This is a genomic window from Mycobacterium sp. SVM_VP21 (genome assembly GCA_024758765.1).
Taxonomy (GTDB): domain Bacteria; phylum Actinomycetota; class Actinomycetes; order Mycobacteriales; family Mycobacteriaceae; genus Mycobacterium; species Mycobacterium heraklionense_C.
In genome coordinates this window covers 2,991,091-3,013,719 of the sequence record CP101406.1, presented here as the reverse complement: position 1 = coordinate 3,013,719, position 22,629 = coordinate 2,991,091, and the positions used below count along the sequence as shown (strand labels likewise).

22 protein-coding genes and 1 tRNA gene are annotated in these 22,629 nt (G+C 67.7%); 18 read left to right on the top strand and 5 right to left on the bottom strand.

Annotated features, from left to right (window positions below):
- Positions 1 to 41 precede the first annotated feature (41 nt).
- The 4 genes from cysD to NM962_13900 are packed head-to-tail and all read left to right on the top strand — an operon-like array spanning position 42 to position 4,060.
- The gene (cysD, locus tag NM962_13915) at positions 42 to 980 is read left to right on the top strand and encodes a sulfate adenylyltransferase subunit CysD (GenBank protein ID UVO11097.1); all 939 of its coding nucleotides are present in this window, start codon (positions 42 to 44) and stop codon (positions 978 to 980) included.
- Positions 980 to 2,833, top strand: a complete 1,854-nt coding sequence (gene cysC, locus NM962_13910; protein ID UVO11096.1) for an adenylyl-sulfate kinase — start codon at positions 980 to 982, stop codon at positions 2,831 to 2,833. The genes cysD and cysC overlap by 1 nt, the downstream gene beginning before the upstream one ends.
- Positions 2,830 to 3,558, top strand: a complete 729-nt coding sequence (locus tag NM962_13905) for a 3'(2'),5'-bisphosphate nucleotidase CysQ (GenBank protein ID UVO11095.1) — start codon at positions 2,830 to 2,832, stop codon at positions 3,556 to 3,558. Before cysC ends, NM962_13905 begins: the two co-directional genes overlap by 4 nt.
- Positions 3,559 to 3,583: 25 nt before the next feature.
- Complete coding sequence (locus NM962_13900; GenBank protein ID UVO11094.1) at positions 3,584 to 4,060, top strand: Rrf2 family transcriptional regulator; 477 nt, start codon at positions 3,584 to 3,586, stop codon at positions 4,058 to 4,060.
- Here the strand turns inward: NM962_13900 and NM962_13895 are convergent.
- Positions 4,057 to 4,443 carry a VOC family protein gene (locus tag NM962_13895; protein ID UVO11093.1) on the bottom strand — a complete coding sequence of 129 codons (387 nt, stop codon included), beginning with the start codon at positions 4,441 to 4,443 and terminating at the stop codon, positions 4,057 to 4,059. The two genes, NM962_13900 and NM962_13895, sit on opposite strands and share 4 nt — an antisense overlap.
- Positions 4,444 to 4,501: 58 nt before the next feature.
- Here NM962_13895 and NM962_13890 point away from each other — a divergent pair, with 58 nt between their 5' ends.
- Together NM962_13890 and NM962_13885 are read left to right on the top strand one after the other, a co-directional pair.
- Positions 4,502 to 5,392: an LLM class flavin-dependent oxidoreductase gene (locus NM962_13890; GenBank protein ID UVO14727.1), complete on the top strand. Its 891-nt coding sequence runs from the start codon at positions 4,502 to 4,504 to the stop codon at positions 5,390 to 5,392.
- A 131-nt stretch (positions 5,393 to 5,523) separates the two neighbouring features.
- Positions 5,524 to 6,960: a DUF4185 domain-containing protein gene (locus NM962_13885; protein ID UVO11092.1), complete on the top strand. Its 1,437-nt coding sequence runs from the start codon at positions 5,524 to 5,526 to the stop codon at positions 6,958 to 6,960.
- A 69-nt stretch (positions 6,961 to 7,029) separates the two neighbouring features.
- On the opposite strand, the gene NM962_13880 is transcribed toward NM962_13885, so the two are convergent.
- Genes NM962_13880 through NM962_13870 form a run of 3 tightly spaced genes read right to left on the bottom strand, consistent with a single transcriptional unit; the run spans position 7,030 to position 8,648 of the window.
- A complete protein-coding gene (locus NM962_13880) occupies positions 7,030 to 7,947 on the bottom strand; it encodes an LLM class F420-dependent oxidoreductase (GenBank protein ID UVO11091.1) in 918 nt (305 codons plus the stop codon).
- A gap of 45 nt (positions 7,948 to 7,992) precedes the next feature.
- On the bottom strand, positions 7,993 to 8,394 hold the full coding sequence (locus tag NM962_13875; GenBank protein ID UVO11090.1) for a type II toxin-antitoxin system VapC family toxin: 402 nt from the start codon (positions 8,392 to 8,394) through the stop codon (positions 7,993 to 7,995).
- Positions 8,394 to 8,648 (bottom strand): type II toxin-antitoxin system VapB family antitoxin, encoded by a 255-nt coding sequence (locus tag NM962_13870; protein ID UVO11089.1) that lies wholly within the window; start codon positions 8,646 to 8,648, stop codon positions 8,394 to 8,396. Before NM962_13870 ends, NM962_13875 begins: the two co-directional genes overlap by 1 nt.
- 184 nt (positions 8,649 to 8,832) lie before the next feature.
- On the opposite strand from NM962_13870, the gene NM962_13865 reads away from it, so the two are divergent.
- Entirely contained in the window at positions 8,833 to 9,195 is a 363-nt protein-coding gene (locus tag NM962_13865; GenBank protein UVO11088.1) for a hypothetical protein, read from the top strand.
- A 154-nt stretch (positions 9,196 to 9,349) separates the two neighbouring features.
- On the opposite strand, the gene NM962_13860 is transcribed toward NM962_13865, so the two are convergent.
- Positions 9,350 to 9,425 (bottom strand) — tRNA-Arg (locus NM962_13860).
- Positions 9,426 to 9,537: 112 nt separating this feature from the next.
- On the opposite strand from NM962_13860, the gene argS reads away from it, so the two are divergent.
- The 11 genes from argS (at position 9,538) to NM962_13805 (ending at position 22,558) form a co-directional block, all read left to right on the top strand.
- On the top strand, positions 9,538 to 11,184 hold the full coding sequence (gene argS, locus NM962_13855; GenBank protein UVO11087.1) for an arginine--tRNA ligase: 1,647 nt from the start codon (positions 9,538 to 9,540) through the stop codon (positions 11,182 to 11,184).
- A 50-nt stretch (positions 11,185 to 11,234) separates the two neighbouring features.
- Complete coding sequence (gene lysA / locus NM962_13850) at positions 11,235 to 12,608, top strand: diaminopimelate decarboxylase (protein ID UVO14726.1); 1,374 nt, start codon at positions 11,235 to 11,237, stop codon at positions 12,606 to 12,608.
- An 18-nt stretch (positions 12,609 to 12,626) separates the two neighbouring features.
- Positions 12,627 to 13,946, top strand: coding sequence for a homoserine dehydrogenase (locus NM962_13845; protein UVO14725.1), 1,320 nt, complete (start codon positions 12,627 to 12,629; stop codon positions 13,944 to 13,946).
- Positions 13,943 to 15,025: a threonine synthase gene (gene thrC, locus NM962_13840; GenBank protein ID UVO11086.1), complete on the top strand. Its 1,083-nt coding sequence runs from the start codon at positions 13,943 to 13,945 to the stop codon at positions 15,023 to 15,025. Before NM962_13845 ends, thrC begins: the two co-directional genes overlap by 4 nt.
- A complete protein-coding gene (thrB, locus tag NM962_13835; GenBank protein UVO11085.1) occupies positions 15,025 to 15,972 on the top strand; it encodes a homoserine kinase in 948 nt (315 codons plus the stop codon). Before thrC ends, thrB begins: the two co-directional genes overlap by 1 nt.
- Before the next feature lie 266 nt (positions 15,973 to 16,238).
- Positions 16,239 to 18,260, top strand: a complete 2,022-nt coding sequence (rho, locus tag NM962_13830; protein UVO11084.1) for a transcription termination factor Rho — start codon at positions 16,239 to 16,241, stop codon at positions 18,258 to 18,260.
- Between the two features lie 221 nt (positions 18,261 to 18,481).
- On the top strand, positions 18,482 to 18,724 hold the full coding sequence (rpmE, locus tag NM962_13825) for a 50S ribosomal protein L31 (GenBank protein ID UVO11083.1): 243 nt from the start codon (positions 18,482 to 18,484) through the stop codon (positions 18,722 to 18,724).
- Positions 18,725 to 18,796: 72 nt separating this feature from the next.
- The gene (prfA, locus tag NM962_13820) at positions 18,797 to 19,873 is read left to right on the top strand and encodes a peptide chain release factor 1 (protein ID UVO11082.1); all 1,077 of its coding nucleotides are present in this window, start codon (positions 18,797 to 18,799) and stop codon (positions 19,871 to 19,873) included.
- Positions 19,870 to 20,727, top strand: a complete 858-nt coding sequence (prmC, locus tag NM962_13815; GenBank protein ID UVO11081.1) for a peptide chain release factor N(5)-glutamine methyltransferase — start codon at positions 19,870 to 19,872, stop codon at positions 20,725 to 20,727. The genes prfA and prmC overlap by 4 nt, the downstream gene beginning before the upstream one ends.
- Complete coding sequence (locus tag NM962_13810) at positions 20,724 to 21,383, top strand: L-threonylcarbamoyladenylate synthase (protein ID UVO11080.1); 660 nt, start codon at positions 20,724 to 20,726, stop codon at positions 21,381 to 21,383. Before prmC ends, NM962_13810 begins: the two co-directional genes overlap by 4 nt.
- Positions 21,380 to 22,558: an undecaprenyl/decaprenyl-phosphate alpha-N-acetylglucosaminyl 1-phosphate transferase gene (locus NM962_13805; protein UVO11079.1), complete on the top strand. Its 1,179-nt coding sequence runs from the start codon at positions 21,380 to 21,382 to the stop codon at positions 22,556 to 22,558. Before NM962_13810 ends, NM962_13805 begins: the two co-directional genes overlap by 4 nt.
- Positions 22,559 to 22,629: the final 71 nt, after the last annotated feature.

The window sequence follows — 22,629 nt, the reverse complement described above, 5'->3', positions numbered from 1 at the left end:
AAGTCTCACCAAGATTATCGGGTATCCCTGGCAAGGAAGTCATGACCAGTAACGTCACTGCGCCCCCGGAGGCCGCCACGGCCGGGCACTATCAGCTCACGCATCTGCGCACCCTGGAGGCCGAGGCCATCCACATCATCCGGGAGGTGGCGGCGGAGTTCGAGCGTCCGGTGCTGCTGTTCTCCGGCGGCAAGGACTCCATCGTCATGTTGCATCTGGCCGTCAAGGCGTTCGCGCCGGGCCGGCTGCCGTTCCCGGTGATGCACGTCGACACCGGCCACAACTTTGACGAGGTCATCGCCGCCCGCGACGAGCTGGTCGCGCAGACCGGAGTCCGGTTGGTGGTCGCATCGGTCCAAGACGACATCGACGCCGGACGGGTGGTCGACGACGGGCCGTCGCGCAACCCGCTTCAGACCGTCACGCTGCTGCGGGCGATCCGCGAGAACAAGTTCGACGCCGCGTTCGGCGGCGCCCGCCGCGACGAGGAGAAGGCGCGCGCCAAGGAGCGGGTGTTCAGTTTCCGCGACGAGTTCGGCCAGTGGGATCCCAAGGCGCAGCGGCCCGAGCTGTGGAACCTCTACAACGGACGGCACCGCGCCGGTGAGCACATCCGGGCGTTCCCGCTGTCCAACTGGACCGAGTTCGACATCTGGTCCTACATCGGCGCCGAGGAAATCGCCTTGCCGTCAATCTATTTCGCGCATCAGCGCAAGGTGTTCCGGCGCGACGGCATGCTGCTGGCCGATCACGAGTTCCTGCGGCCCGCCGACGGCGAAGAGGTGTTCGAGACTTCGGTCCGGTTCCGCACCGTCGGCGACGTCACCTGCACCGGTTGCGTGGAATCCACCGCGACCACCGTCGAGCAGGTGATCGACGAGACCGCGTTGTCCCGGCTGACCGAACGCGGCGCCACCCGCGCCGACGACCGGATCTCCGAAGCAGGCATGGAAGACCGCAAGAGGCAGGGGTATTTCTGATGAGTGCGGCAACCACGCTGCTTCGCATTGCGACGGCCGGCTCGGTCGACGACGGCAAGTCCACGCTGATCGGCCGGCTGCTGTTCGACTCCAAGGCCGTCATGGAGGACCAGCTGGCTTCGGTCGAGCGCACCTCCCGTGAGCGCGGCCACGACTACACCGACCTGGCCCTGGTGACCGATGGCCTGCGCGCCGAGCGCGAGCAGGGCATCACCATCGATGTCGCCTACCGCTATTTCGCCACGCCCAAGCGGAAATTCATCATCGCCGACACCCCGGGGCACATCCAATACACCCGCAACATGGTGACCGGCGCCTCGACCGCCCAGCTGGCGATCGTGCTGGTGGACGCCCGCCACGGCCTGCAGGAGCAGTCCCGTCGGCACACCTTCCTGGCGTCGCTGCTGGGCATTCGCCACATTGTGCTGGCCGTCAACAAGATGGACCTGATCGACTGGGACGCCGAGAAGTTCGAGGCGATCCGCGACGACTTCCACTCGTTCGCCACCCGCCTGGACGTGCACGACGTGACGACCATCCCGATCTCGGCGCTGCTCGGCGACAACGTGGTGACCAAGTCCGACAAGACGCCCTACTACGACGGTCCGGCGCTGCTGAGCCACCTCGAAGAGGTCTACATCGCCGGTGACCGCAACCTGGTCGATGTGCGGTTCCCGGTGCAGTACGTGATCCGCCCGCAGACCCACGAGCACGCCGATCACCGCAGCTACGCCGGCACGGTGGCCAGTGGCGTGCTGCGTCCCGGCGACGACGTCGTGGTGCTGCCGTCGGGAAAGCCGAGTCGGATCGCCGCGATCGAGGGGCCGAACGGTACAGTGGCCGAAGCGTTTCCGCCGATGGCAGTCTCGGTGAGCCTCACCGACGACATCGACATCTCCCGCGGCGACATGATCGCGCGCACCAACAACCAGCCGCGCGTGGTCCAGGATTTCGACGCCACCGTGTGTTGGATGGCCGACGGTGCGACGCTGCAGCCGGGCAACGACTACATCATCAAGCACACCACCCGAACCACCCGGGTGAAGGTGATGGCGCTGGACTACCGCCTCGACGTCAACACCTTGCACCGCGACAAAGACGCGAACACGTTGAACCTCAACGAACTCGGCCGCGTCTCGCTGCGCTCGCAGGTGCCGCTGATGCTCGACGAATTCACCCGCAACGACGCCACCGGGTCGTTCATCCTGATCGACCAGGCGACCAACGGAACCGTGGCCGCCGGCATGGTGCTGCGCGAACAGTCGGCGCGTGCCGCCAGCCCGAACACGGTGCGCCACGAGTCGCTGGTGACGGCGACGGATCGGTTGTCAAAGGGCCGCACCGTATGGCTGACCGGCCTGTCCGGTGCCGGTAAGTCGTCGGTGGCCATGCGGGTCGAGCAGATGCTGCTCGAAAGAGGAACTCCCGCTTACGTTCTCGACGGCGACAACCTGCGGCACGGACTCAACGCCGATTTGGGATTCTCGATGGCCGATCGAGCCGAGAACCTGCGCCGACTGGCGCACGTAGCCACCCTGCTGGCCGATTCCGGGCAGATCGTGCTGGTGCCGGCGATCAGCCCGTTGATCGAGCATCGCGAGCTGGCTCGTCGGGTGCACACCGATGCCGGGTTCGACTTCGTCGAGGTGTTCTGCGACACCTCCCTGGAGGAGTGCGAGCAGCGTGACCCCAAGGGGCTCTACGCAAAAGCACGCGCGGGCCTGATCACGCACTTCACCGGTATCGACAGCCCGTATCAGCGGCCGAGGAATCCGGATGTGCGGCTGAGCTCGCAGGACAGTGTCGACGAGCAGGCCCGCCAGGTCATCGCAGCGATCGACGACCGCCAGTGAACGATCACCAGCTGGCCGCGCACTTGGGCGCCGAAGCGGGGAGATTGCTGCTGCGCGTCCGCGAGGAACTGGCCGATGCCAGCGGAGCGGAGCGCAAAGCCGCCGGCGACCAGCGGTCGCACGACTTCCTGATGGCCGCACTGGCAAGCGAGCGGCCGGACGACGCAGTGCTGTCCGAGGAGGGCGCCGACAACCCAGTCCGGCTGAGTGCCGAACGGGTGTGGATCGTCGACCCGCTGGACGGGACCCGGGAGTTCAGTGAACTCGGCCGCGACGACTGGGCCGTGCACGTGGCACTGTGGCAGTCCGGCGACCTGGTCGCCGGGGCGGTGGCCCTGCCCGCGCGGGACACCACACTGGCGACCCCGGCGGTTCCCGCGCCGTCGGCGTACTCCGGCGCGCCCCGCATCGCGGTGTCGCGCAGCCGACCGCCCGCGGTCGCCGAAGCGGTTCGCGAGCGACTGGATGGCGTGTTGGTGCCGATGGGCTCGGCGGGGGTGAAGGTCGCCTCGGTCATCCAGGGCATCGCCGACGTCTACGTACACGCCGGCGGACAGTACGAGTGGGACTCCGCGGCCCCGGTGGCGGTGGCGCGGGCCGCGGGCCTGCACACCTCGCGCATCGACGGCTCCCCGCTGGTCTACAACCGGCCCGATCCGCTGCTGCCCGACCTGGTCGTGTGTCGCCCCGAATACGCGCAAGAGGTGCTCGCAGCAATCAGCTGACCCGCCAGATGGAAGAATGCTCGCAATGCGCATGTCGGCCAAGGCGGAGTACGCGGTGCGAGCGATGGTCCACCTGGCCACCGCCGAACCCGGTGCCCTGGTCAAGACCGACGAAATAGCCGCGGCGCAGGGTATTCCGGCGCAGTTCCTGGTCGACATCTTGTCCGATCTGCGCAGCGACCGGCTGGTGCGCAGCCAGCGCGGCCGCGACGGCGGCTACGAGCTGGCCCGGGCGGCCACCGCGATCAGCGTCGCCGATGTGTTGCGCTGCATCGACGGCCCACTGGCCAGCGTGCGTGATATCGGCCTGGGCGATCTGCCCTACGCCGGGCCCACAGCCGCGTTGACCGACGTCTGGCGGGCATTGCGCGCCAGCATGCGTTCGGTGCTGGAGCAGACCAGTCTGGCCGACGTGGCATCCGGTGATCTGCCTCCGCACGTCGCCGATTTCGCCGCCGACTATCGCGCTCAGGAGCGCCAGCGCGGCCATTCGCCGGGTTAGCCCGACCCGTACGGCCGGGTGAGGATCTCCAGGTAGTGACCGCCGGGATCGCGGAAGTACACGCCGCGCCCACCGTCGTTGCGGTTGATCTGGCCCGGGCGCTCACCTCGAGGATCGGCCCAGTGCTCCAGGCCGCGCCCGGAGATCTTGGCGTAGATCGCGTCGAAGTCGGACTCGGAGACCAAAAACGCGTAGTGCTGCGGCCGGATCTCCTCGCCGGCGGGCACGTCGGCGTAGTCGAGGCTGGCCTGGTGATCGAGTGCGACGACCTGGAAATGGCCGAACGGCTGCGGCGCGGGCAGTCCGAACAGCTCGGCCAGGAAAGCCGCCGACGCCTGTTTGTCGTGTGCGGCAACGATCGTGTGGTTGAACGAAATGCCCATTCCTCCAGTGTCGGCCGCGCAGGCCGCTCGTGCCACAATCGCGGTCATGCAGGTGGGAATGACCATGCCGGTGATGGAATCGAACCTGGACGCAACGCTGCTGCGCGACTGGGCGCGCACCATCGACGGCGGGCCGTTCTCGTCGCTGGCCTGGGGCGAGCGGATCGCGTTCACCAACCCCGACAGCCTGACCCTGCTGGGGGCGCTGTCGGCGTGGACCGAGCGGGTGCGCCTGGTGACCACGGTGATCGTCCCGCAACTGCACAACCCCGTCATGCTGGCCAAGGCGCTGGCCACCGCCGACATGCTGAGCCAGGGCCGGCTCACCGTCGGGCTCGGCATCGGCGGCCGCGAGGAGGACTACCGGGCGGTCGGTGCCGATCCGGCGACGCAGAAGATGGGCGAGCTGGCCGCCGCGGTGGCGATCATGCGACGCGTCTGGGCGGGGGAGAAGCTCACCGAGTCGGTGCTGCCGGTCGGGCCGGCGCCCACCCAACCTGGCGGGCCGCCGCTGCTGGTCGGCACCATCGGCCCCAAGACCTTGCGCAGCGCAGCGACCTGGGCCGAAGGTCTGGCCGGCATCACCATGGACCTTGATGTCGCCAAACAGAACGAACTGTTCGACGTGGCCCGTGACGCCTGGCAGCAGGCTGGCCGGGCCAAACCGCATCTGGCGACGTCGTTCTGGTTCGCGTTGGGCGACCGTGACGAGGCCCGCGATCAGGTGCGCCGGCACCTGCTGCGCTACATGAACTGGATTCCGGCCGAGTATGTCGAGGCGATGGCGCCGACGACCGGCTGGGCCGGCAGTGAGGACGAGTTGGCCGAGGTGCTGCGCCGGTTTGCGGCGGTGGGCACCGATGAGGTCCACCTCATCCCGACCAGCTCTGACCTGGGGCAACTGCGCAGCGTGGCCGACGTGATTGCCGAGGTCAACCGGGCCGACTGAGCGGGCAATCCGCTGGTTGCGACACCGTCACGGATGCGTCTCTATCGTCCTCCGGCGGTCACACAAGCCCCAGAAATCACTATCGTCACAGTGGTGCGAGACCCGGAAGCGGGTCCGGGGAAAGGTGTGACATGTCGGCGACACGTCGAATCGTCTCGGCGGCAATGGTGCCGGTCGTCGTCCTGGGGATGGTTGCCGCCAGCGAGTTCGCGCCGGCGAGCGCAGCCACCTGCAACGCCCCCGAGGCCAACATTGACCCGCCACCGGGGTCACCGACTACCGGCACCGGTCAGCTGCCCACCGGGCGGCGGCCCCGCGGCACCAACGATCAAGCGCCGTTGCCCAAACTGGGCCCGCTGATCGCCGCGCTGATCAACCCGAACGGCACGATTCGCCAGCAGGCCGCGGTGGTCCCGCCGGCGCCGGCTCCTGGTGGCGAAGCCGTGCCGAACGTCGCCCAACCGGTTCAGCCCGTGCCGAATGCCGGCGCGGATCCGGGATTGTCGACCGCAGACGCCGGCGGTGCCATAGCCGGGGCCCAGACGTCGCTGGTGGAGTGGGTGACCGGGCCCAACAGCCCCAATCAAACCCTGCAGCGCTTCGGCATCTCCGGCACCGACCTCGGCATCCCCTGGGACAACGGCGATCCCGCCAATCGTCAGATCCTCTACGCGTTCGGCGACACCTTCGGCTACTGCCGCATCCAGGGCAAGCAGTGGCGGCAAAACGTGCTGTTCCGCAGCAACGACAACAACCTGGCCGACGGAATCACCGTCGGCCCCGGAGCTGTGGGCAACAAGTACTCGGGATCGCCACTGCGGCAGGCGAATTTCTCCAAGCAGATCCTGCCCGCGGTGCAACTGGCCCCGCAGCAGGAGGGCATGATCCCCACCGCGGCCATCGGGATTGCCGGCAACCAGTACATGAACTTCATGTCCATCAAGCAGTGGGGTCGCGACGGCGAGTGGTCCACCAACTACTCGGCGCTCGCGGTCTCCAACGACAACGGCGAAACGTGGGGCGTCTATCCCGGCACGGTGCGTTCGACGTCGCCGGAGAACGTGCCACGGGCGCGCTTCATCCCCGGTAACGAGAAATTCCAGATGGGCGCATTCCTACGCGGCAATGACGGCTACCTGTACTCCTACGGAACCCCGTCCGGCCGTGGCGGCTCGGCATACCTGTCGCGGGTGCCCGAGCGCGCCATTCCCGACCTCACCAAGTACCAGTACTGGAATGGCGACAGCGGATCCTGGGTGCCGGCCAATCCGGCCGCAGCCACACCGGTGATCCCGGGCCCGGTGGGCGAGATGTCGGTGCAGTACAACACCTACCTGCGGCAGTACCTGGCGCTCTACGGTAACGGCGGCAACGACGTGGTGGCCCGCACCGCGCCCACCCCGCAAGGGCCGTGGAGTGGCGAGCAGACGCTGATCCCCACCGGCCAGATTCCCGGCGGCATCTACGCGCCCTACGTGCACCCCTGGTCCAGGGGCAAGGACGTGTACTTCACGCTGTCGCTGTGGAACGCCTACGACGTGATGCTGATGCACACGGTGCTGGGCTGAGGCGTCACCGGTTTAACTTCACCTAGCGGCTTAAGTGAAGTTAGCGATGTTGGTTGACTTCACTTGACGTCAGGCGTCGAGCACAGTGCGCAACGCCGCGCCGGTTTCGGCGATCACTCCGGGGGTGTAGACCGGCATGTTGAAGATCACCCCGCCGACGCCGGCATCGAGCACCTTGGTCTTGACCTGTTCCGCGATTGATTCCGGGCTGCCGACCACCATCCGCTGACTCAGCTCGGCGGGGATCTGGTCGGCGGTGGCGTTCTCGCCGGCTATCACGGTGAGCAACTGGCTGGTTTCCAGGGTGGCCGGATCGCGCCCGATCTCCTCGCAGCTGCGCCGCACAGCCGCTATCTTCGTGGGCAACTCGTCGAATCCGGTGATGAGGTTGAGGTGGTCGAAGTGGCGCGCCGCGAGCGGGATCGTTTTCTTCTCACCGCTACCCCCGATCAGTAGCGGAATGTGGTCCCGGAAGCGGGGTTCGGCCATCGCCTCGCGGGTGTGATACCACTGGCCGTCGAAGGTGGGCCGCTCGCCTTTGATCATCGGCAGGATGATCTGCAGGGCCTCGTCGAGCCGGTTGAACCGGTCGGTGAAAGTGCCGAACTCGAAACCCAATTGGTCGTGTTCGAGCTCGAACCATCCGGTGCCGATACCGAGGATTGCGCGGCCGGCGCTGACCACATCGAGGGTGGTGATGATCTTGGCCAGCAGGGTCGGGTTGCGGTAGGTGTTGCCGGTGACCAGTGTGCCCAGCTGGACTCGTTCGGTCGCGGTGGCCAGCGCGCCGAGGGCGGTGTAGGCCTCGAGCATCGGCTGGTCGGGGGAGCCGAGCATGGGCAGTTGGTAGAAGTGGTCCATCACGAAGACCGCGTCGAACCCGGCGGCCTCGGCCTCGCGGGCCTGTGCGATGACGGTGGGGAACAGCTCCGAAACGGGCGTGCCGTAGGAGAAGTTGGGGATCTGGTAGCCGAGGCGAATTGTCACGCGATAGAACCTACGGTCAGCGGGGACGTCACCGTGGCGATTCCGCTAGCCGCGAAGAGGGTTGACCGCGCTGACGTCGGTGTAGCCGAAGTCGTCGCCTTTGAACAGCAGCGGCTGACCGCTGACCTTGGCCAGCGCGTAGGAGAAGCAGTCGCCGTAATTCAGGGCGGCCCGATGGCGTCCCTTGCCATAGGTGCGGTAGGCGACACGGGCGACGTCGGCTTGGGCGGCGTCGACGGCGACGAGGTCGACCGCGGCGCGATGCAGCCACAGGTCCAACTCGCGGCCGCCCGGCTCGCCGAACCGGGATTCGATCACGATGGAAGCTTCCAGGTAGGACGCAGACGACATCAGTCGGATCGGGTCGGCCTCGACGTCGGCCTCGAATTGTTCGGCTTCCGGCTCGTCGCTCAACATCGCCACTAGAGCCGAGGTATCGATCACCATCAGCTGGGCAATCCGTGCTCGTCGTAGCCGATGATCTCGTCTGCGGTCCGGTGATCGGCTCGCGGTAGTGCCGCGCATCGAGCGCGGATCGCGGCCAACTCATCGCGCAAGGGGGTGGCCTGTGCGCGTCCGCGCTCGCGGGTGAGCCGCTCACGAAGGGCCACAACGACGGCTTCGGTCAGGGTTTCCCCGGTCTGGGCGGCGAGTTCGCGGGCGAGCCGGTCGGCCTCCGGGTGTTTGATGCTCAGTGCCATGAGGGAGATTCTATACTTTTTAGCGGAATATAGATTTGACATCAGAACCGCCACGAGAACTGCGGGCACTGGCCCGCGAAACGGACCGGATGTAGGCGGCAAATCGCGTCCGGCCGGGTCGGCGTGGCCGGATGGGGCCAAGAGCCCGCCGAGAGCGGCGAGCGTGGCGAAGATGAATCGCGTCATGGCCGCAGAAGTGGTGGAGGTGTTCATACCGGGCAGCGTCGCAGTGCGGTCCGACGGATCTTCGATCGGCGCGCGTTATGTACCCGTGGGGACAGCACGACGGCGGATGCTGGCGAGCACTCCTAGGGAGATGACGACGGGAAGGCTCAGGTACCAGAAGTTGAGCATGAGTATTGGGCCCCAGAAAGTCAGGAATATGACCGACAGGAGGACGTATTCGCCCGTCGAGGTTGGGATTGGATCATCAGCGGAAGTAACCAGAGCCCCGATGACGTATGCGGTGCTCACGATCACGGAGCAGGCGGCCATGGCGCCGACCGTCGACCAGATCAACCGGCGCAGTGACGGTTTAGCAAAGTAGAGCCTCATCGGCCGGCAGCTACTGTGGTCACCGGCGAAATTGTATTTGAACGACGCAATTCCCGTATTCAGCCGAAGTGGCGGCGATGACTCCGGCCAGAGTCCGATGCATTCGTTCGACGAGACTCGACGACGCTGTATATCGCCTGGTCAGATGGTGCCCCCGGCAGGATTCGAACCTGCGGCCTTCTGCTCCGGAGGCAGACGCTCTATCCCCTGAGCTACGGGGGCGCGTGCGAGGCACTGCGCCAAGTGGGCTCCGACAGACTAACGCATCAAGACCGCGACCCGAGAACCGGACGGATTCGGGGCCTGACCACGTAAGACCATAGGATGGGGCCTCGTGACCCCCGCCGATCTGGCCGAATTGCTCAAGAACACCGCCGCCGCGGTGCTGGCCGAGCACGACCTGGACACCGCCGCGTTGCCCGCGACGGTGACAGTCGAGCGGCCGCGCAACCCCGAACACGGTGATTACGCCACCAACCTGGCCCTGCAGCTGGGCAAGAAGGTAGGCGCCAACCCGCGCGAGCTGGCCGAGTGGCTGGCCGAGGCGCTGGCGCAGGCCGACGGGATCGCCGCGGCCGAGATCGCCGGGCCAGGCTTTGTGAACCTGCGCATCGAGGCTTCCGCGCAGGGTGCCGTGGTCGCCAACATCATCAGCGCCGGCACCAGCTACGGCCACACCGACACCCTCGGCACACTCAACGTCAACCTTGAGTTCGTCTCCGCCAACCCCACCGGCCCCATCCACATCGGTGGCACCCGCTGGGCCGCGGTCGGCGACGCACTCGGCCGGCTGCTGAGCACTCAGGGCGCCGCGGTCACCCGCGAGTACTACTTCAACGACCACGGCGCCCAGATCGACCGGTTCGCCAACTCGCTGATCGCCGCCGCCAAGGGCGAGCCCGCCCCCGAGGACGGTTATGCCGGCGCCTACATCACCGACATCGCCGCCCAGATCCAGGCCAAGGCCCCGGACGCGCTGAACAGCGCGGATGCCCAGGAGACGTTCCGCGAGATCGGCGTCGACCTGATGTTCACCCACATCAAGAAGTCGCTGCACGAGTTCGGCACCGACTTCGACGTTTTCACCCACGAAGACTCGATGCACACCTCCGGCCGCGTCGAGCAGGCCATCGAGCGGCTGCGCGCCAACGGCAACATCTACGAGAAAGACGGCGCCACTTGGCTGCGCACCAGCGCCTACGGCGACGACAAGGACCGCGTCGTCATCAAGAGCGACGGCAAGCCCGCCTACATCGCCGGGGACCTGGCCTACTACCTGGACAAGCGCGAGCGCGGCTTCAACCTGTGCATCTACATGCTCGGCGCCGATCACCACGGCTACATCGCCCGGCTCAAGGCCGCCGCGGCGGCCTTCGGCGACGACCCGGCCACCGTCGAGGTGTTGATCGGACAGATGGTCAACCTGGTCCGCGACGGCCAGCCGGTCAAGATGAGCAAGCGCGCCGGCACCGTCATCACCCTCGACGACCTGGTCGAGGCCATCGGCGTGGACGCCGCCCGCTACAGCCTGACCCGCTCCTCGGTGGACACCCCGATCGACATCGACCTCGCGTTGTGGTCTTCGGCGAGCAACGAAAACCCGGTCTACTACGTGCAATACGCGCACGCTCGGCTCTGCGCCCTGGCTCGCAACGCCGCCGAACTGGGTCTGACGCCGGACACCGCGAACCTCGGGCTGCTGCGCCACGACAAGGAGGGCGCACTGATCCGCAACCTGGGGGAGTTCCCTCGGGTGCTGGAAACCGCTGCGGCGCTGCGTGAACCGCACCGGGTCTGCCGCTACCTGGAAGATCTCGCCGGGGACTATCACCGGTTCTACGACAGCTGCCGGGTGCTGCCGCAAGGCGATGAGGAACCTGGTGATCTGCACGCGGCGCGGTTGGCGCTGTGTCAGGCCACCCGCCAGGTGATCGCCAACGGGCTGGGCATTCTTGGCGTGAGCGCACCGGAGCGGATGTGAACGTCCACCCCGCGGGCCCCCGCCACGCCGAAGAACTCCACCACGACGGCCTGCCGCCGAGGCCCCAAACCCCGCAGCAGCTGCTGCAGTTGGCGCCGAATGTCTGGCCACGCAACACCGTTCGCGATGACGACGGCGTGACCCAGATCGCCGGCGTGAAGGTGACCGACCTGGCCGCCGAATTCGGCACGCCGCTGTTCGTCATCGACGAGGACGACTTTCGGGGCCGCTGCCGCGAGATCGCCGCAGCGTTCGGCGGGGGCGACAACGTGCACTACGCCGCCAAGGCCTTCCTGTGCAGCGAGATCGCGCGCTGGATCGACCAAGAGGGCCTGTGCCTGGACGTCGCCACCGGGGGTGAGCTGGCCGTCGCCCTGCACGCCGGCTTCCCGGCAGAGCGAATCACCCTGCACGGCAACAACAAATCGGTCGCCGAGCTGCAGACCGCGGTCAATGCCGGCGTCGGCCACATCGTGGTCGACTCGCTCATCGAGATCGACCGCCTCGAAGCGGTCGCCGAGGCTGCCGGGACCATCCAGGACGTGCTGGTGCGCGTCACCGTCGGCGTGGAGGCCCACACCCACGAGTTCATCTCGACCGCCCACGAAGACCAGAAGTTCGGGCTGTCGCTGGCCAGCGGTGCGGCGATGGACGCCATCCGGCGGGTGTTCGCCGCCGAGCACCTGCGCCTGATCGGTCTGCACAGCCACATCGGCTCGCAGATCTTCGACGTCGCCGGCTTCGAAATCGCCGCCCATCGGGTCATCGGGCTGCTGCGCGATGTGGTCGCCGAGTTCGGGGTCGACAAGACCGCGCAGCTCTCGGTCATCGACCTGGGTGGGGGACTGGGCATCTCCTATCTGCCGCAGGACGACCCACCGCCGATGGCCGAGCTGGCTGCCAAGCTGGCCGCGATCGTGCGTGACGAGTCCGCGGCGGTGGGCCTGCCCACCCCGCAGCTGGTCGTCGAACCCGGCCGGGCCATCGCCGGGCCGGGCACCATCACGCTCTATGAGGTCGGCACCGTCAAGGACGTCGCCGTCAGCGCCACCGGACATCGCCGCTACGTCAGCGTCGACGGCGGCATGAGCGACAACATCCGTCCGGCGCTCTATGACGCGCACTACGACGTGCGGCTGGTCTCGCGCACGCTGGATGGAGCTGACGCTCTGCCGGAGCTGGGGCGCATCGTCGGCAAGCACTGCGAGAGCGGCGACATCATCGTCCGCGACACCTGGGTGCCCGAAGGCATGGTTCCCGGCGACCTGATCGCCGTGGCCGCCACCGGCGCCTACTGTTACTCGATGTCGAGCAGGTACAACCTGCTCACCCGCCCGGCGGTGGTGGCGGTACGCGACGGGAAAGCCCGCCTTATGCTGCGCCGGGAGACTGTCGAAGACCTGATCAGCCTGGAGGTGGGGTAGAAAGTGTCCGGTTCGCACGTGTCCGGGGCCCCCGTAGGGGTGGCAGTCCTCGGTTTGGGCAACGTCGGCAGCGAAGTCGTCCGCATTCTCGAAGCCAGCGCTGATGATCTGGCCGCCCGCATCGGCGCACCGCTGGTGCTGCGCGGGGTCGGGGTGCGCCGGATGGGTGCCGACCGCGGCGTGCCCGAGGACTTGCTTACCGACGACATCGACAGCCTGGTGTCGCGCAGCGACGTCGACATCGTCGTGGAGCTGATGGGCCCGGTCGAGCCGGCCCGCAAGGCGATCCTGTCGGCGATAGCGCACGGCAAATCCGTCGTCACCGCCAACAAGGCCCTGCTGTCGCGGTCCACCGGGGAGCTGGCCGAGGCCGCCGAGAACGCTCGGGTGGACCTGTACTTCGAGGCTGCCGTCGCCGGCGCCATCCCGGTGATCCGGCCGCTGACCCAGTCGCTGGCCGGCGACACCGTGTTGCGGGTGGCGGGCATCGTCAACGGCACCACCAACTACATCCTGTCCGAAATGGACTCCACCGGCGCCGACTACAGCGCCGCACTGGCCGACGCGAGTGCGCTGGGCTACGCCGAGGCCGACCCGACCGCTGACGTGGAGGGCTACGACGCCGCCGCCAAGGCCGCGATCCTGGCATCGATCGCCTTCCACACCCGGGTGACCGCCGACGACGTCTACCGTGAGGGCATCACCAGCATCAGTCCGGCGGACTTCACCACGGCACGCGCGTTGGGGTGCACGATCAAGCTGCTGGCGATCTGCGAGCGCATCACCACCAGCGATGGGCAACAGCGGGTTTCGGCCCGGGTCTACCCGGCGCTGGTGCCGCTGACCCATCCTTTGGCCACGGTCAACGGGGCCTTCAACGCGGTGGTGGTCGAAGCCGAAGCGGCCGGCCGGCTGATGTTCTACGGTCAGGGCGCCGGCGGTGCGCCCACCGCCTCGGCGGTCACCGGTGATCTGGTGATGGCCGCCCGTAACCGGGTGCAGGGCGGGCGCGGGCCGCGCGAGTCCAAGTACGCCCAGCTGGCCATCGCCCCGATCGGTGACGTGCAGACCCGTTACTACGTGAGCATGGATGTCGCCGACAAGCCCGGTGTGCTGTCCACGGTGGCAGCCGAATTCGCCGCCCATGGCGTCAGCATCGCCGAGGTGCGCCAAGAGGGCGTGGCCGATGACGACGGCCAACTGATCGGCGCTCGGATCGTGGTGGTCACCCACCGGGCTGCCGACGCAGCATTGTCGAAAACCGTTGCGGCGCTTGCTGACCTGGACGCGGTCCAGCGGATCGCCAGCGTGCTACGACTGGAAGGAACAGACCAGTGAGCTCCACCCGAACCCCGATCCACCGCCCCTGGCCCGGCCTGATCGGCGCCTACCGCGATCGGCTTCCCATCGGCGACGACTGGACGGCAGTCACCCTGCACGAGGGCGGCACCCCGCTGATCTACGCCAAGCGGATCTCCGAGCAGACCGGCTGCACCGTGCACCTGAAGGTCGAGGGGCTCAACCCGACCGGCTCGTTCAAGGACCGCGGCATGACGATGGCCGTCACCGACGCGGTCGCGCGCGGCCAAAAGGCAGTGCTGTGCGCCTCGACCGGCAACACCTCGGCATCGGCGGCCGCCTACGCTGCCCGCGCCGGGATCACCTGTGCGGTGCTGATCCCGCAGGGCAAGATCGCAATGGGCAAGCTCGCGCAGGCAGTCATGCACGGCGCCAAGATCATTCAGATCGACGGCAACTTCGACGACTGTCTGGAACTGGCCCGCAAGATGGCCACCGACTTCCCGACCATCTCGCTGGTGAACTCGGTCAACCCGGTGCGCATCGAAGGTCAGAAGACGGCGGCCTTCGAGATCGTCGACGCCCTGGGCACCGCGCCCGATATCCACTCGCTGCCGGTCGGCAACGCCGGCAACATCACCGCGTACTGGAAGGGCTACCGCGAGTACTTCGCAGACGGCCTGACCGAGAAGCTGCCGAAGATGTTGGGCACCCAGGCTGCCGGCGCTGCGCCGCTGGTGCTCGGTGAGCCGGTCAAGAACCCGGAGACCATCGCCACCGCGATCCGCATCGGCTCGCCGGCCTCCTGGACGCAGGCTGTTGAAGCACAGGTGGATTCGGGCGGGCGGTTCTTGGCCGCCACCGACGACGAGATTCTGGCCGCCTACCACCTGGTGGCGCAGTCCGAGGGCGTATTCGTCGAGCCGGCCTCGGCGGCCAGCATTGCCGGGCTGCTCAAGTCGGTGGAGGAAGGTTGGGTGCCGCGCGGATCGACCGTGGTGTGCACCGTGACCGGCAACGGGCTCAAGGACCCCGACACCGCGCTGAAGGACATGCCCGAGGTGACCGCGGTTCCCGTCGACGCGGCCACCGTGGTCGCCGAATTGGGGCTGGCCTAGTGGTTCAGTTGTTGCCGACCGGGTTGACGGCCAGCGTCGCGGTTGCGGCGTCGAGCGCCAACCTGGGCCCCGGCTTCGACAGCCTGGGCTTGGCGCTGGGCCTCTATGACGAGGTGATCGTCGAGACGGTCCAGTCCGGTCTGGTGGTGCAGGTCGAGGGGGAGGGCGCCGGTCAGGTTCCGCTCACCTCGGATCACCTTGTGGTGCAAGGCATCTTGCGTGGCATGCGCGAGGCGGGTGTCGAGGCACCTGGCATGGTGGTGCGCTGCCGCAATGCGATCCCGCATCAGCGTGGCCTGGGATCGTCGGCGGCCGCGGTGGTCGGTGGGCTGGCCGTGGTCAACGGCCTTGTCGCGCAACTTGATCGGCCCGGCCTGTCCGAAACCCAACTGATCCAGCTGGCGTCGGAGTTCGAGGGCCACCCAGACAACGCCGCCGCCGCCGTGCTGGGTGGCGCGGTGGTTTCCTGGACTGCCAACACCGCTGACGGCAACGTCGGCTACGCGGCGGCGCCGCTGCGGCTGCACCCCGACATCCATCTGTTCCCGGCCATCCCGCAACTGCGCTCGTCGACTGCCGAGACCCGGGCTTTGTTGCCCGAGCAGGTCAGCCACCGCGACGCCCGGTTCAACCTCAGCCGCGCCGCGCTGCTGGTGGTGGCGCTGACCGAGCGGCCCGATCTGCTGCTGGCGGCCACCGAGGATGTGCTGCACCAGCCGCAGCGCGGCGCCGCGCAGCCGGAGTCGGCGGCATTCCTGGGGTTGCTGCGTCGGCACGGCATCGCGGCCGTGCTTTCTGGCGCCGGACCTGCGGTGATCGCACTGACGACAGCGGCCCAACTGCCCGCGGAGGTGCTCGAGTCCCCGGAGGCGCGGGCGTTCAACGTCACCGAGATGCCGGTCGGTGACGCGGTCAAGTGGAATTCCGGGGTAGCGGTACCGGGTTGAGGCGCGTCGCGCAGTATCTGTTGCGCCCAGCACAGAAGCGGGCTATCCTCGGTCCCGTCCCGCATTCGCGGCATCAGCACCTGTTTTCAGAATGTGATGTCAACCGGGATGCCACCAAATTCTTCTCGTAGCTGACGGTTTGCGTTACGACGCCGTCGATACGGGCTACACCGTTAAACAGTCGACGGTGACGCGCACTCGGCGAGTCCGCTGAATGCAACCAAACCCCTCGCGTGAGAAAACCGACGAGGGAAGAAAGGAAATCCGTGACCGAAACGGACCTCTTCACGGCTGAAGGCAGCACCGACCAGGAATCGCTGCCGACCCCCCCGAGCACTTCCGAGACCGGCCAGGACGCAGTCGCCGGCGGTAGTGACGCCGCGCCGTCCGCCCCGGAAACCGCCTCGGCGCCGGCCACCACCGAGTCTGCTCCCGCTTCGGCGGCCGACAACGGTGCGGCAACCGCCCCCTCCGACAGCTCGCTGTCGGCGATGGTGTTGCCCGAACTGCGGGCGCTGGCCAACCGCGTCGGTGTCAAGGGCTCCTCCGGGATGCGCAAGAGCGAACTGATTGCCGCAATCCGCGAGGTCTCCGACAACGGGGGCAATGGCGACAGTGGCGCCGAAGCGCCGAAGACACAGCCCGGCACCGAGCAGCCCGCCAACGGCGCGGCCACCGGTGCCGAGGCCGCCGCGGCCAACGAGGCGGATGCTCTCGCGGCACCGCCACGCCGCGAACGCCGTGGCGCTAGCCGTGCGACCGGTTCGCCGGCCGCCAATGGCGGAGAGTCCGAGAAGCCGGCAGAGCAGGACAAACCTGCCGAGGCCGAGCACCAGGGCGAGTCGCGCAAGCAGGGCCGCAACGACGACAAGGCCGACAAGGCCGAGCAGTCCGGTGGACGCCGTGAGCGCGAGGGCGCCAAGGGCGAGCCCAAGGCCGACGCTAAAGCCGACAGCAAATCCGACGACGCCGCGCAGTCCAAGCGCGACGACCAGGGCGGCGACCAGTCCAACCGGGGCGGTGGCGACGACGACGACCGCGGTGGCCGTCGCGGCCGTCGTTTCCGTGACCGGCGTCGCCGTGGCGAGCGTGGCGGCGAAGGCGGCGGTGCGGGCGGCGACGCCGAGCAGCTGCGCGAAGACGATGTGGTCCAGCCTGTCGCCGGCATCCTCGATGTGCTGGACAACTACGCGTTCGTGCGCACCTCCGGCTACCTGGCCGGGCCCAACGACGTCTACGTCTCGATGAACATGGTCCGCAAGAACGGGCTGCGCCGCGGCGACGCGGTGACCGGCGCGGTGCGGGTGCCCCGCGACGGTGACCAGCCCAACCAGCGGCAGAAATTCAACCCGCTGGTGCGGCTGGACTCGGTCAACGGCGGCCCGGTCGAGGCCGCCCGCAACCGCCCCGAGTTCTCCAAGCTGACCCCGCTGTACCCGAATCAGCGGCTGCGGTTGGAGACCTCCGGGGAGAAGCTGACCACCCGTGTCATCGACCTGATCATGCCGATCGGCAAGGGGCAGCGCGCGCTGATCGTGTCACCGCCCAAGGCCGGTAAGACCACGATCATGCAGGACATCGCCAACGCGATCACCCGCAACAACCCCGAGTGCCACCTGATGGTGGTGCTGGTCGACGAGCGTCCCGAAGAAGTCACCGACATGCAGCGCTCGGTCAAGGGTGAGGTCATCGCCTCGACCTTCGACCGGCCGCCGTCAGATCACACCCAGGCCGCCGAGCTGGCCATCGAGCGGGCCAAGCGCCTGGTCGAGCAGGGCAAGGACGTCGTCGTGCTGCTGGACTCGATCACCCGTCTGGGTCGTGCCTACAACAACGCCTCCCCGGCGTCGGGCCGCATCCTGTCCGGTGGTGTGGACTCCACCGCGCTCTACCCGCCCAAGCGGTTCCTGGGCGCGGCCCGCAACATCGAGGACGGCGGCTCGCTGACCATCATCGCCACCGCGATGGTGGAGACCGGCTCGACCGGTGACACGGTGATCTTCGAAGAGTTCAAGGGCACCGGCAACGCCGAGCTCAAGCTGGACCGCAAGATCGCCGAGCGCCGGGTGTTCCCGGCCGTCGACGTCAACCCGTCGGGCACCCGCAAGGACGAGCTGCTGCTCTCGCCGGACGAGTTCGCGATCGTGCACAAGCTGCGTCGACTGCTGTCCGGCCTGGACTCGCACCAGGCCATCGACCTGTTGATGAGTCAGCTGCGCAAGACCAAGAACAACTACGAGTTCCTGGTCCAGGTGTCCAAGACCACGCCGGGAATGGACAACGACTGATCGGCGCTGCCACCCACCACTGAAATTGCGGTCAGGGCTGTGATTGCCCCCGCGATCACAACCCTGACGGCAATCTCGACGGGTGACGGCAGCGGAATACGCATAGCCCTCCCGGCGTTTTGGGAGCCGACAGCGCAGCTGGCATAATCGAACACCTCAGGTTCCGGTTCACGTCTGCCACATGGCAGGCGACCCGGCGGCCGACGATTGAAGAGGACATCATGAAGACTGGCATTCACCCCGCCTACGGCGAGACCACCGTGGTCTGCGGTTGCGGCAACTCCTTCACCACCCGTAGCACCAAGGAAAGCGGCCACATCGTGGTCGAGGTCTGCTCGCAGTGCCACCCGTTCTACACCGGCAAGCAGAAGATCCTCGACAGCGGCGGCCGTGTCGCGCGCTTCGAGAAGCGCTACGGCAAGCGCAACGCCGGCGCCGCAGCAGCTGCAGCCGACGACAAGTAGCTCCCTCACCGACGCCCGGAACGTGCCAGCACGTCATCCGGGCGTCGGCTTGCGTTCGGGGATGGAGGTGAGATGACCCAAAGCATTCAGGGGATCGACGCCCTGCTGGCCGAGCACGCCGCCCTGGAAACGCAGCTGTCCGATCCCGAACTGCACAACGATCCGGCCGAGGCACGTCGGGCCGGCCGGCGTTTCGCCCAGCTGGCGCCCATCATCGCCACCCACCGCAAGCTCGAGTCGGCCCGCGGCGACCTGGAGGCCGCCCGGGAACTGGCCGCCGACGACGCGTCGTTCGCCGCCGAGGTGCCGGAACTGGAGGCGCGCGTCGCCGAGCTGGACACCGCGCTCACCGACATGCTTGCGCCCCGCGATCCGCACGACGCCGACGACATCGTGCTGGAGGTCAAATCCGGCGAAGGTGGCGAGGAGTCGGCGTTGTTCGCCGCAGACCTGGCCCGGATGTACATCCGCTACGCCGAACGCCAGGGCTGGAAGGTGACCGTCCTCGACGAGACCACTTCTGACCTTGGCGGCTACAAAGACGCCACCCTGACCATCGCGAGTAAGGGCGACAGCGCCGACGGCGTGTGGTCGAAGATGAAGTTCGAAGGTGGGGTGCACCGCGTGCAGCGGGTGCCCGTGACCGAGTCGCAGGGCCGCGTGCACACCTCGGCGGCCGGCGTGCTGGTCTACCCCGAGCCCGAAGAGGTCGGCGAGGTGGCCATCGACGAGTCGGACCTGCGCATCGACGTCTACCGGTCCTCCGGCAAGGGCGGCCAGGGCGTCAACACCACCGACTCCGCGGTGCGCATCACCCACCTGCCGACCGGGATCGTCGTCACCTGCCAGAACGAGCGGTCCCAGCTGCAGAACAAGGCCCGTGCCTTACAGGTTCTGGCGGCCCGGCTGCAGGCGGTTGCCGAGGAGCAGGCTCAAGCGGATGCCTCGGCCGATCGGGCCAGCCAGATCCGCACGGTGGATCGCAGCGAGCGCATCCGCACCTACAACTTCCCGGAAAACCGGATCACCGATCACCGCATCGGCTACAAGTCGCACAACCTCGACCAGGTCCTCGACGGGGATCTCGACGCGATGTTCGACGCGCTGGCAGCCGCCGATAAGGAAACTCGGTTACAGGGGACGGCGTGAGCCGCATACGGGACGCGATCGACTCCGCTGCAGCGCTTTTCGCTGATGCCGGGATTGACTCCGCCCGCTACGACGCGGAAGAACTCGCCGCCCATGTGGCTGGTACCGATCGCGGCCGGCTGGCGCTGCTGGATCCACCCGATGACGAGTTCTTCGGGCGTTACCGGGAACTGGTCGCCGCACGCAGCTCCCGTATCCCGCTGCAGCACCTGATCGGCACCGCGGCGTTCGGCCCGGTTCTGCTGCAGGTCGGCCCTGGGGTGTTCATCCCGCGGCCGGAGACCGAAGCCATGCTCGAGTGGGTTTTGAAACAGGCTGTGGCTCAACCACTCGGCTCGCACCCGGTGATCGTCGACGCCTGCACCGGTTCCGGCGCGTTGGCGATCGCGTTGTCCCTGAATTTTTCGGGCGCCCGCGTTGTCGCGGTCGAGGACTCCGAACCGGCGTTGGACTACGCACGGCGCAACTGCGCTGGAACGTCGGTGGAGTTGGTCCACGCCGATGTGACCACGCCGGGGCTGCTCTCGGAGCTGGATGGTCGAGTCGACCTGATGGTCAGCAACCCGCCCTACATTCCCGAAAGCGCGGAGCTAGATCCTGAAGTGGCTCAGCATGATCCGGCGCATGCGCTGTTCGGCGGACCCGACGGCATGTCGGTGATCGCCCCGCTGGCCGATCTGGCAGCCCGATTGCTGCGCCCGGGTGGACTGTTCGCCGTCGAGCACGACGACACCACGGCGACGGCCACCGTCCAAACCGTGCGCGGCACTGGATTTTTCGATGAGGTAGTTTCCCGGCCCGACCTGACTGGGCGGCTCCGGTTCGTGACGGCGATCAGGAACGGTCAACCATGACAGAAGTTTTCGACTGCGCCGACTCCGATCAGCGTGCGGCCGGAATCGCGGCGGCGATCGATGCTGTGCGCGGTGGACGCCTGGTGGTGCTGCCGACCGACACGGTCTACGGCATCGGCGCCGACGCCTTCAACGCCGCCGGCGTGACGGCGCTGTTGGCGGCCAAACGGCGCGGGCGCGATATGCCGGTCGGCGTGCTGGTGGGGTCGTGGAACTCCATCGACGGGCTGGCCCTGATCGTGCCTGACACCGCCCGCGAATTGATCCGGGCGTTCTGGCCGGGTGCGCTCAGCCTGATCGTCACGCAGGCGCCGTCGCTGCAGTGGGACCTCGGCGAGGCCCGCGGCACGGTCATGGTGCGTATGCCGCTGCACCCGGTGGCCCTGGAGGTCCTCAAGGCGGTGGGCCCGATGGCGGTGTCCAGCGCCAACGTCTCCGGCGGGTCGCCCGCGGTCGAGGCCGGCGAAGCGCAAAGCCAACTGGGGGAGTCCGTGGACGTCTATCTCGACGCGGGCCCGGCCGAGCGGGGACAGGCCTCGACGATCGTGGATCTCACCGGTCGAGCACCGCGGATCGTGCGCACCGGACCGGTCTCGGCCGAGCAGATCGGCGCCGTGCTGGGCCGCGACCCCGCCGAGCTGACGGCGACGCCGTGACCAGCCTGCTGGCACTGGCCGACCGGGGCGCCGGCGTGCCGCTGCGAGAACTGGCGCTGGTGGGCCTGACCGCCGCGATCATCACCTACTTCACCACCGGGCCCGTTCGCTGGATGGCCACCCGGATCGGCGCGGTCGCCTACCCGCGCGAACGCGACGTCCATGTGCAGCCCACCCCGCGGATGGGCGGGCTGGCGATGTACGTCGGCATCGTCGCCGGGATCTTCCTGGCCTCGCAACTGCCGGCGCTGACGCGCGGCTTCGTCTATTCCACCGGCATGCCGGCGGTGGTGCTGGCCGGCGGCGTCATCATGGGAATCGGCCTGCTCGACGACAAGTGGGGCTTAGACGCCCTGACCAAGTTCGCCGGCCAGATCACCGCGGCCAGCGTGCTGGTCACCATGGGTGTGGCCTGGAGCGTGCTCTACATCCCAATCGGCGGCGTGGGCACCGTGGTGCTCGATCAGGTGTCGTCGATCCTGCTCACGCTGGCGCTGACGGTCTCGATCGTCAACGCGATGAACTTCGTCGACGGCCTCGACGGCCTGGCTGCCGGCCTGGGACTGATCACCGCCCTGGCGATCTGCATGTTCTCCGTCGGCGTGCTGCAGGACCACGGCGGCGACGTGCTGTTCTACCCGCCCGCGTTGATCTCGGTGGTCTTGGCCGGGGCTTGTTTGGGCTTCCTGCCACACAATTTCAGCCCCGCGAAGATCTTTATGGGCGACTCCGGCTCCATGCTGATCGGGCTGATGCTGGCCGCAGCGTCCACTACCGCGGCCGGGCCGATCTCGCAAACGGCCTACGGTGCGCGCGACGTCTTCGCGCTGCTGTCGCCGTTCCTGCTGGTTGCGGCCGTGATGTGCGTGCCGGCACTGGACGTGCTGCTGGCGATCATCCGTCGTACTCGCGCCGGACTCAGTCCCTTCAGCCCGGACAAGATGCACCTGCACCATCGGTTGCTGCAGATCGGCCATTCCGATCGCCGAGTGGTGCTGCTGATCTACTTGTGGACGGCGATCGTGGCATTCGGGGCGGCCGGCACCATCTTCTTCGACCCGCGCTACACCGGGGCGGTGATGCTGGGTGCGATGCTCATCGCGGTTGTCGTTACGCTCATCCCGTTGCTACGCCGGGGAGGCGACCCGGAAGACGGCCCCTACGACACGCGGTAGTAGCACCGTCTAAGATGGTGTTGTAGGTGGTTCCACAGTGCGTTCGGGCATCCGATACGCTCGGCGGGCGA

Bases quoted from the DNA above. Each gene is read 5' to 3' on its own strand.
- cysC (UVO11096.1), top strand. From the start codon at position 980: ATGAGTGCGGCAACCACGCTGCTTCGCATTGCGACGGCCGGCTCGGTC.
- prfA (UVO11082.1), top strand. From the start codon at position 18,797: ATGACCCAAAGCATTCAGGGGATCGACGCCCTGCTGGCCGAGCACGCC.
- NM962_13895 (UVO11093.1), bottom strand. From the start codon at position 4,443: ATGGGCATTTCGTTCAACCACACGATCGTTGCCGCACACGACAAACAG.
- NM962_13865 (UVO11088.1), top strand. From the start codon at position 8,833: ATGGCCGCAGAAGTGGTGGAGGTGTTCATACCGGGCAGCGTCGCAGTG.
- NM962_13870 (UVO11089.1), bottom strand. From the start codon at position 8,648: ATGGCACTGAGCATCAAACACCCGGAGGCCGACCGGCTCGCCCGCGAA.
- NM962_13875 (UVO11090.1), bottom strand. From the start codon at position 8,394: ATGGTGATCGATACCTCGGCTCTAGTGGCGATGTTGAGCGACGAGCCG.
- cysD (UVO11097.1), top strand. From the start codon at position 42: ATGACCAGTAACGTCACTGCGCCCCCGGAGGCCGCCACGGCCGGGCAC.
- NM962_13900 (UVO11094.1), top strand. From the start codon at position 3,584: ATGCGCATGTCGGCCAAGGCGGAGTACGCGGTGCGAGCGATGGTCCAC.
- NM962_13890 (UVO14727.1), top strand. From the start codon at position 4,502: ATGACCATGCCGGTGATGGAATCGAACCTGGACGCAACGCTGCTGCGC.
- rpmE (UVO11083.1), top strand. From the start codon at position 18,482: ATGAAGACTGGCATTCACCCCGCCTACGGCGAGACCACCGTGGTCTGC.
- NM962_13810 (UVO11080.1), top strand. From the start codon at position 20,724: ATGACAGAAGTTTTCGACTGCGCCGACTCCGATCAGCGTGCGGCCGGA.
- NM962_13885 (UVO11092.1), top strand. From the start codon at position 5,524: ATGTCGGCGACACGTCGAATCGTCTCGGCGGCAATGGTGCCGGTCGTC.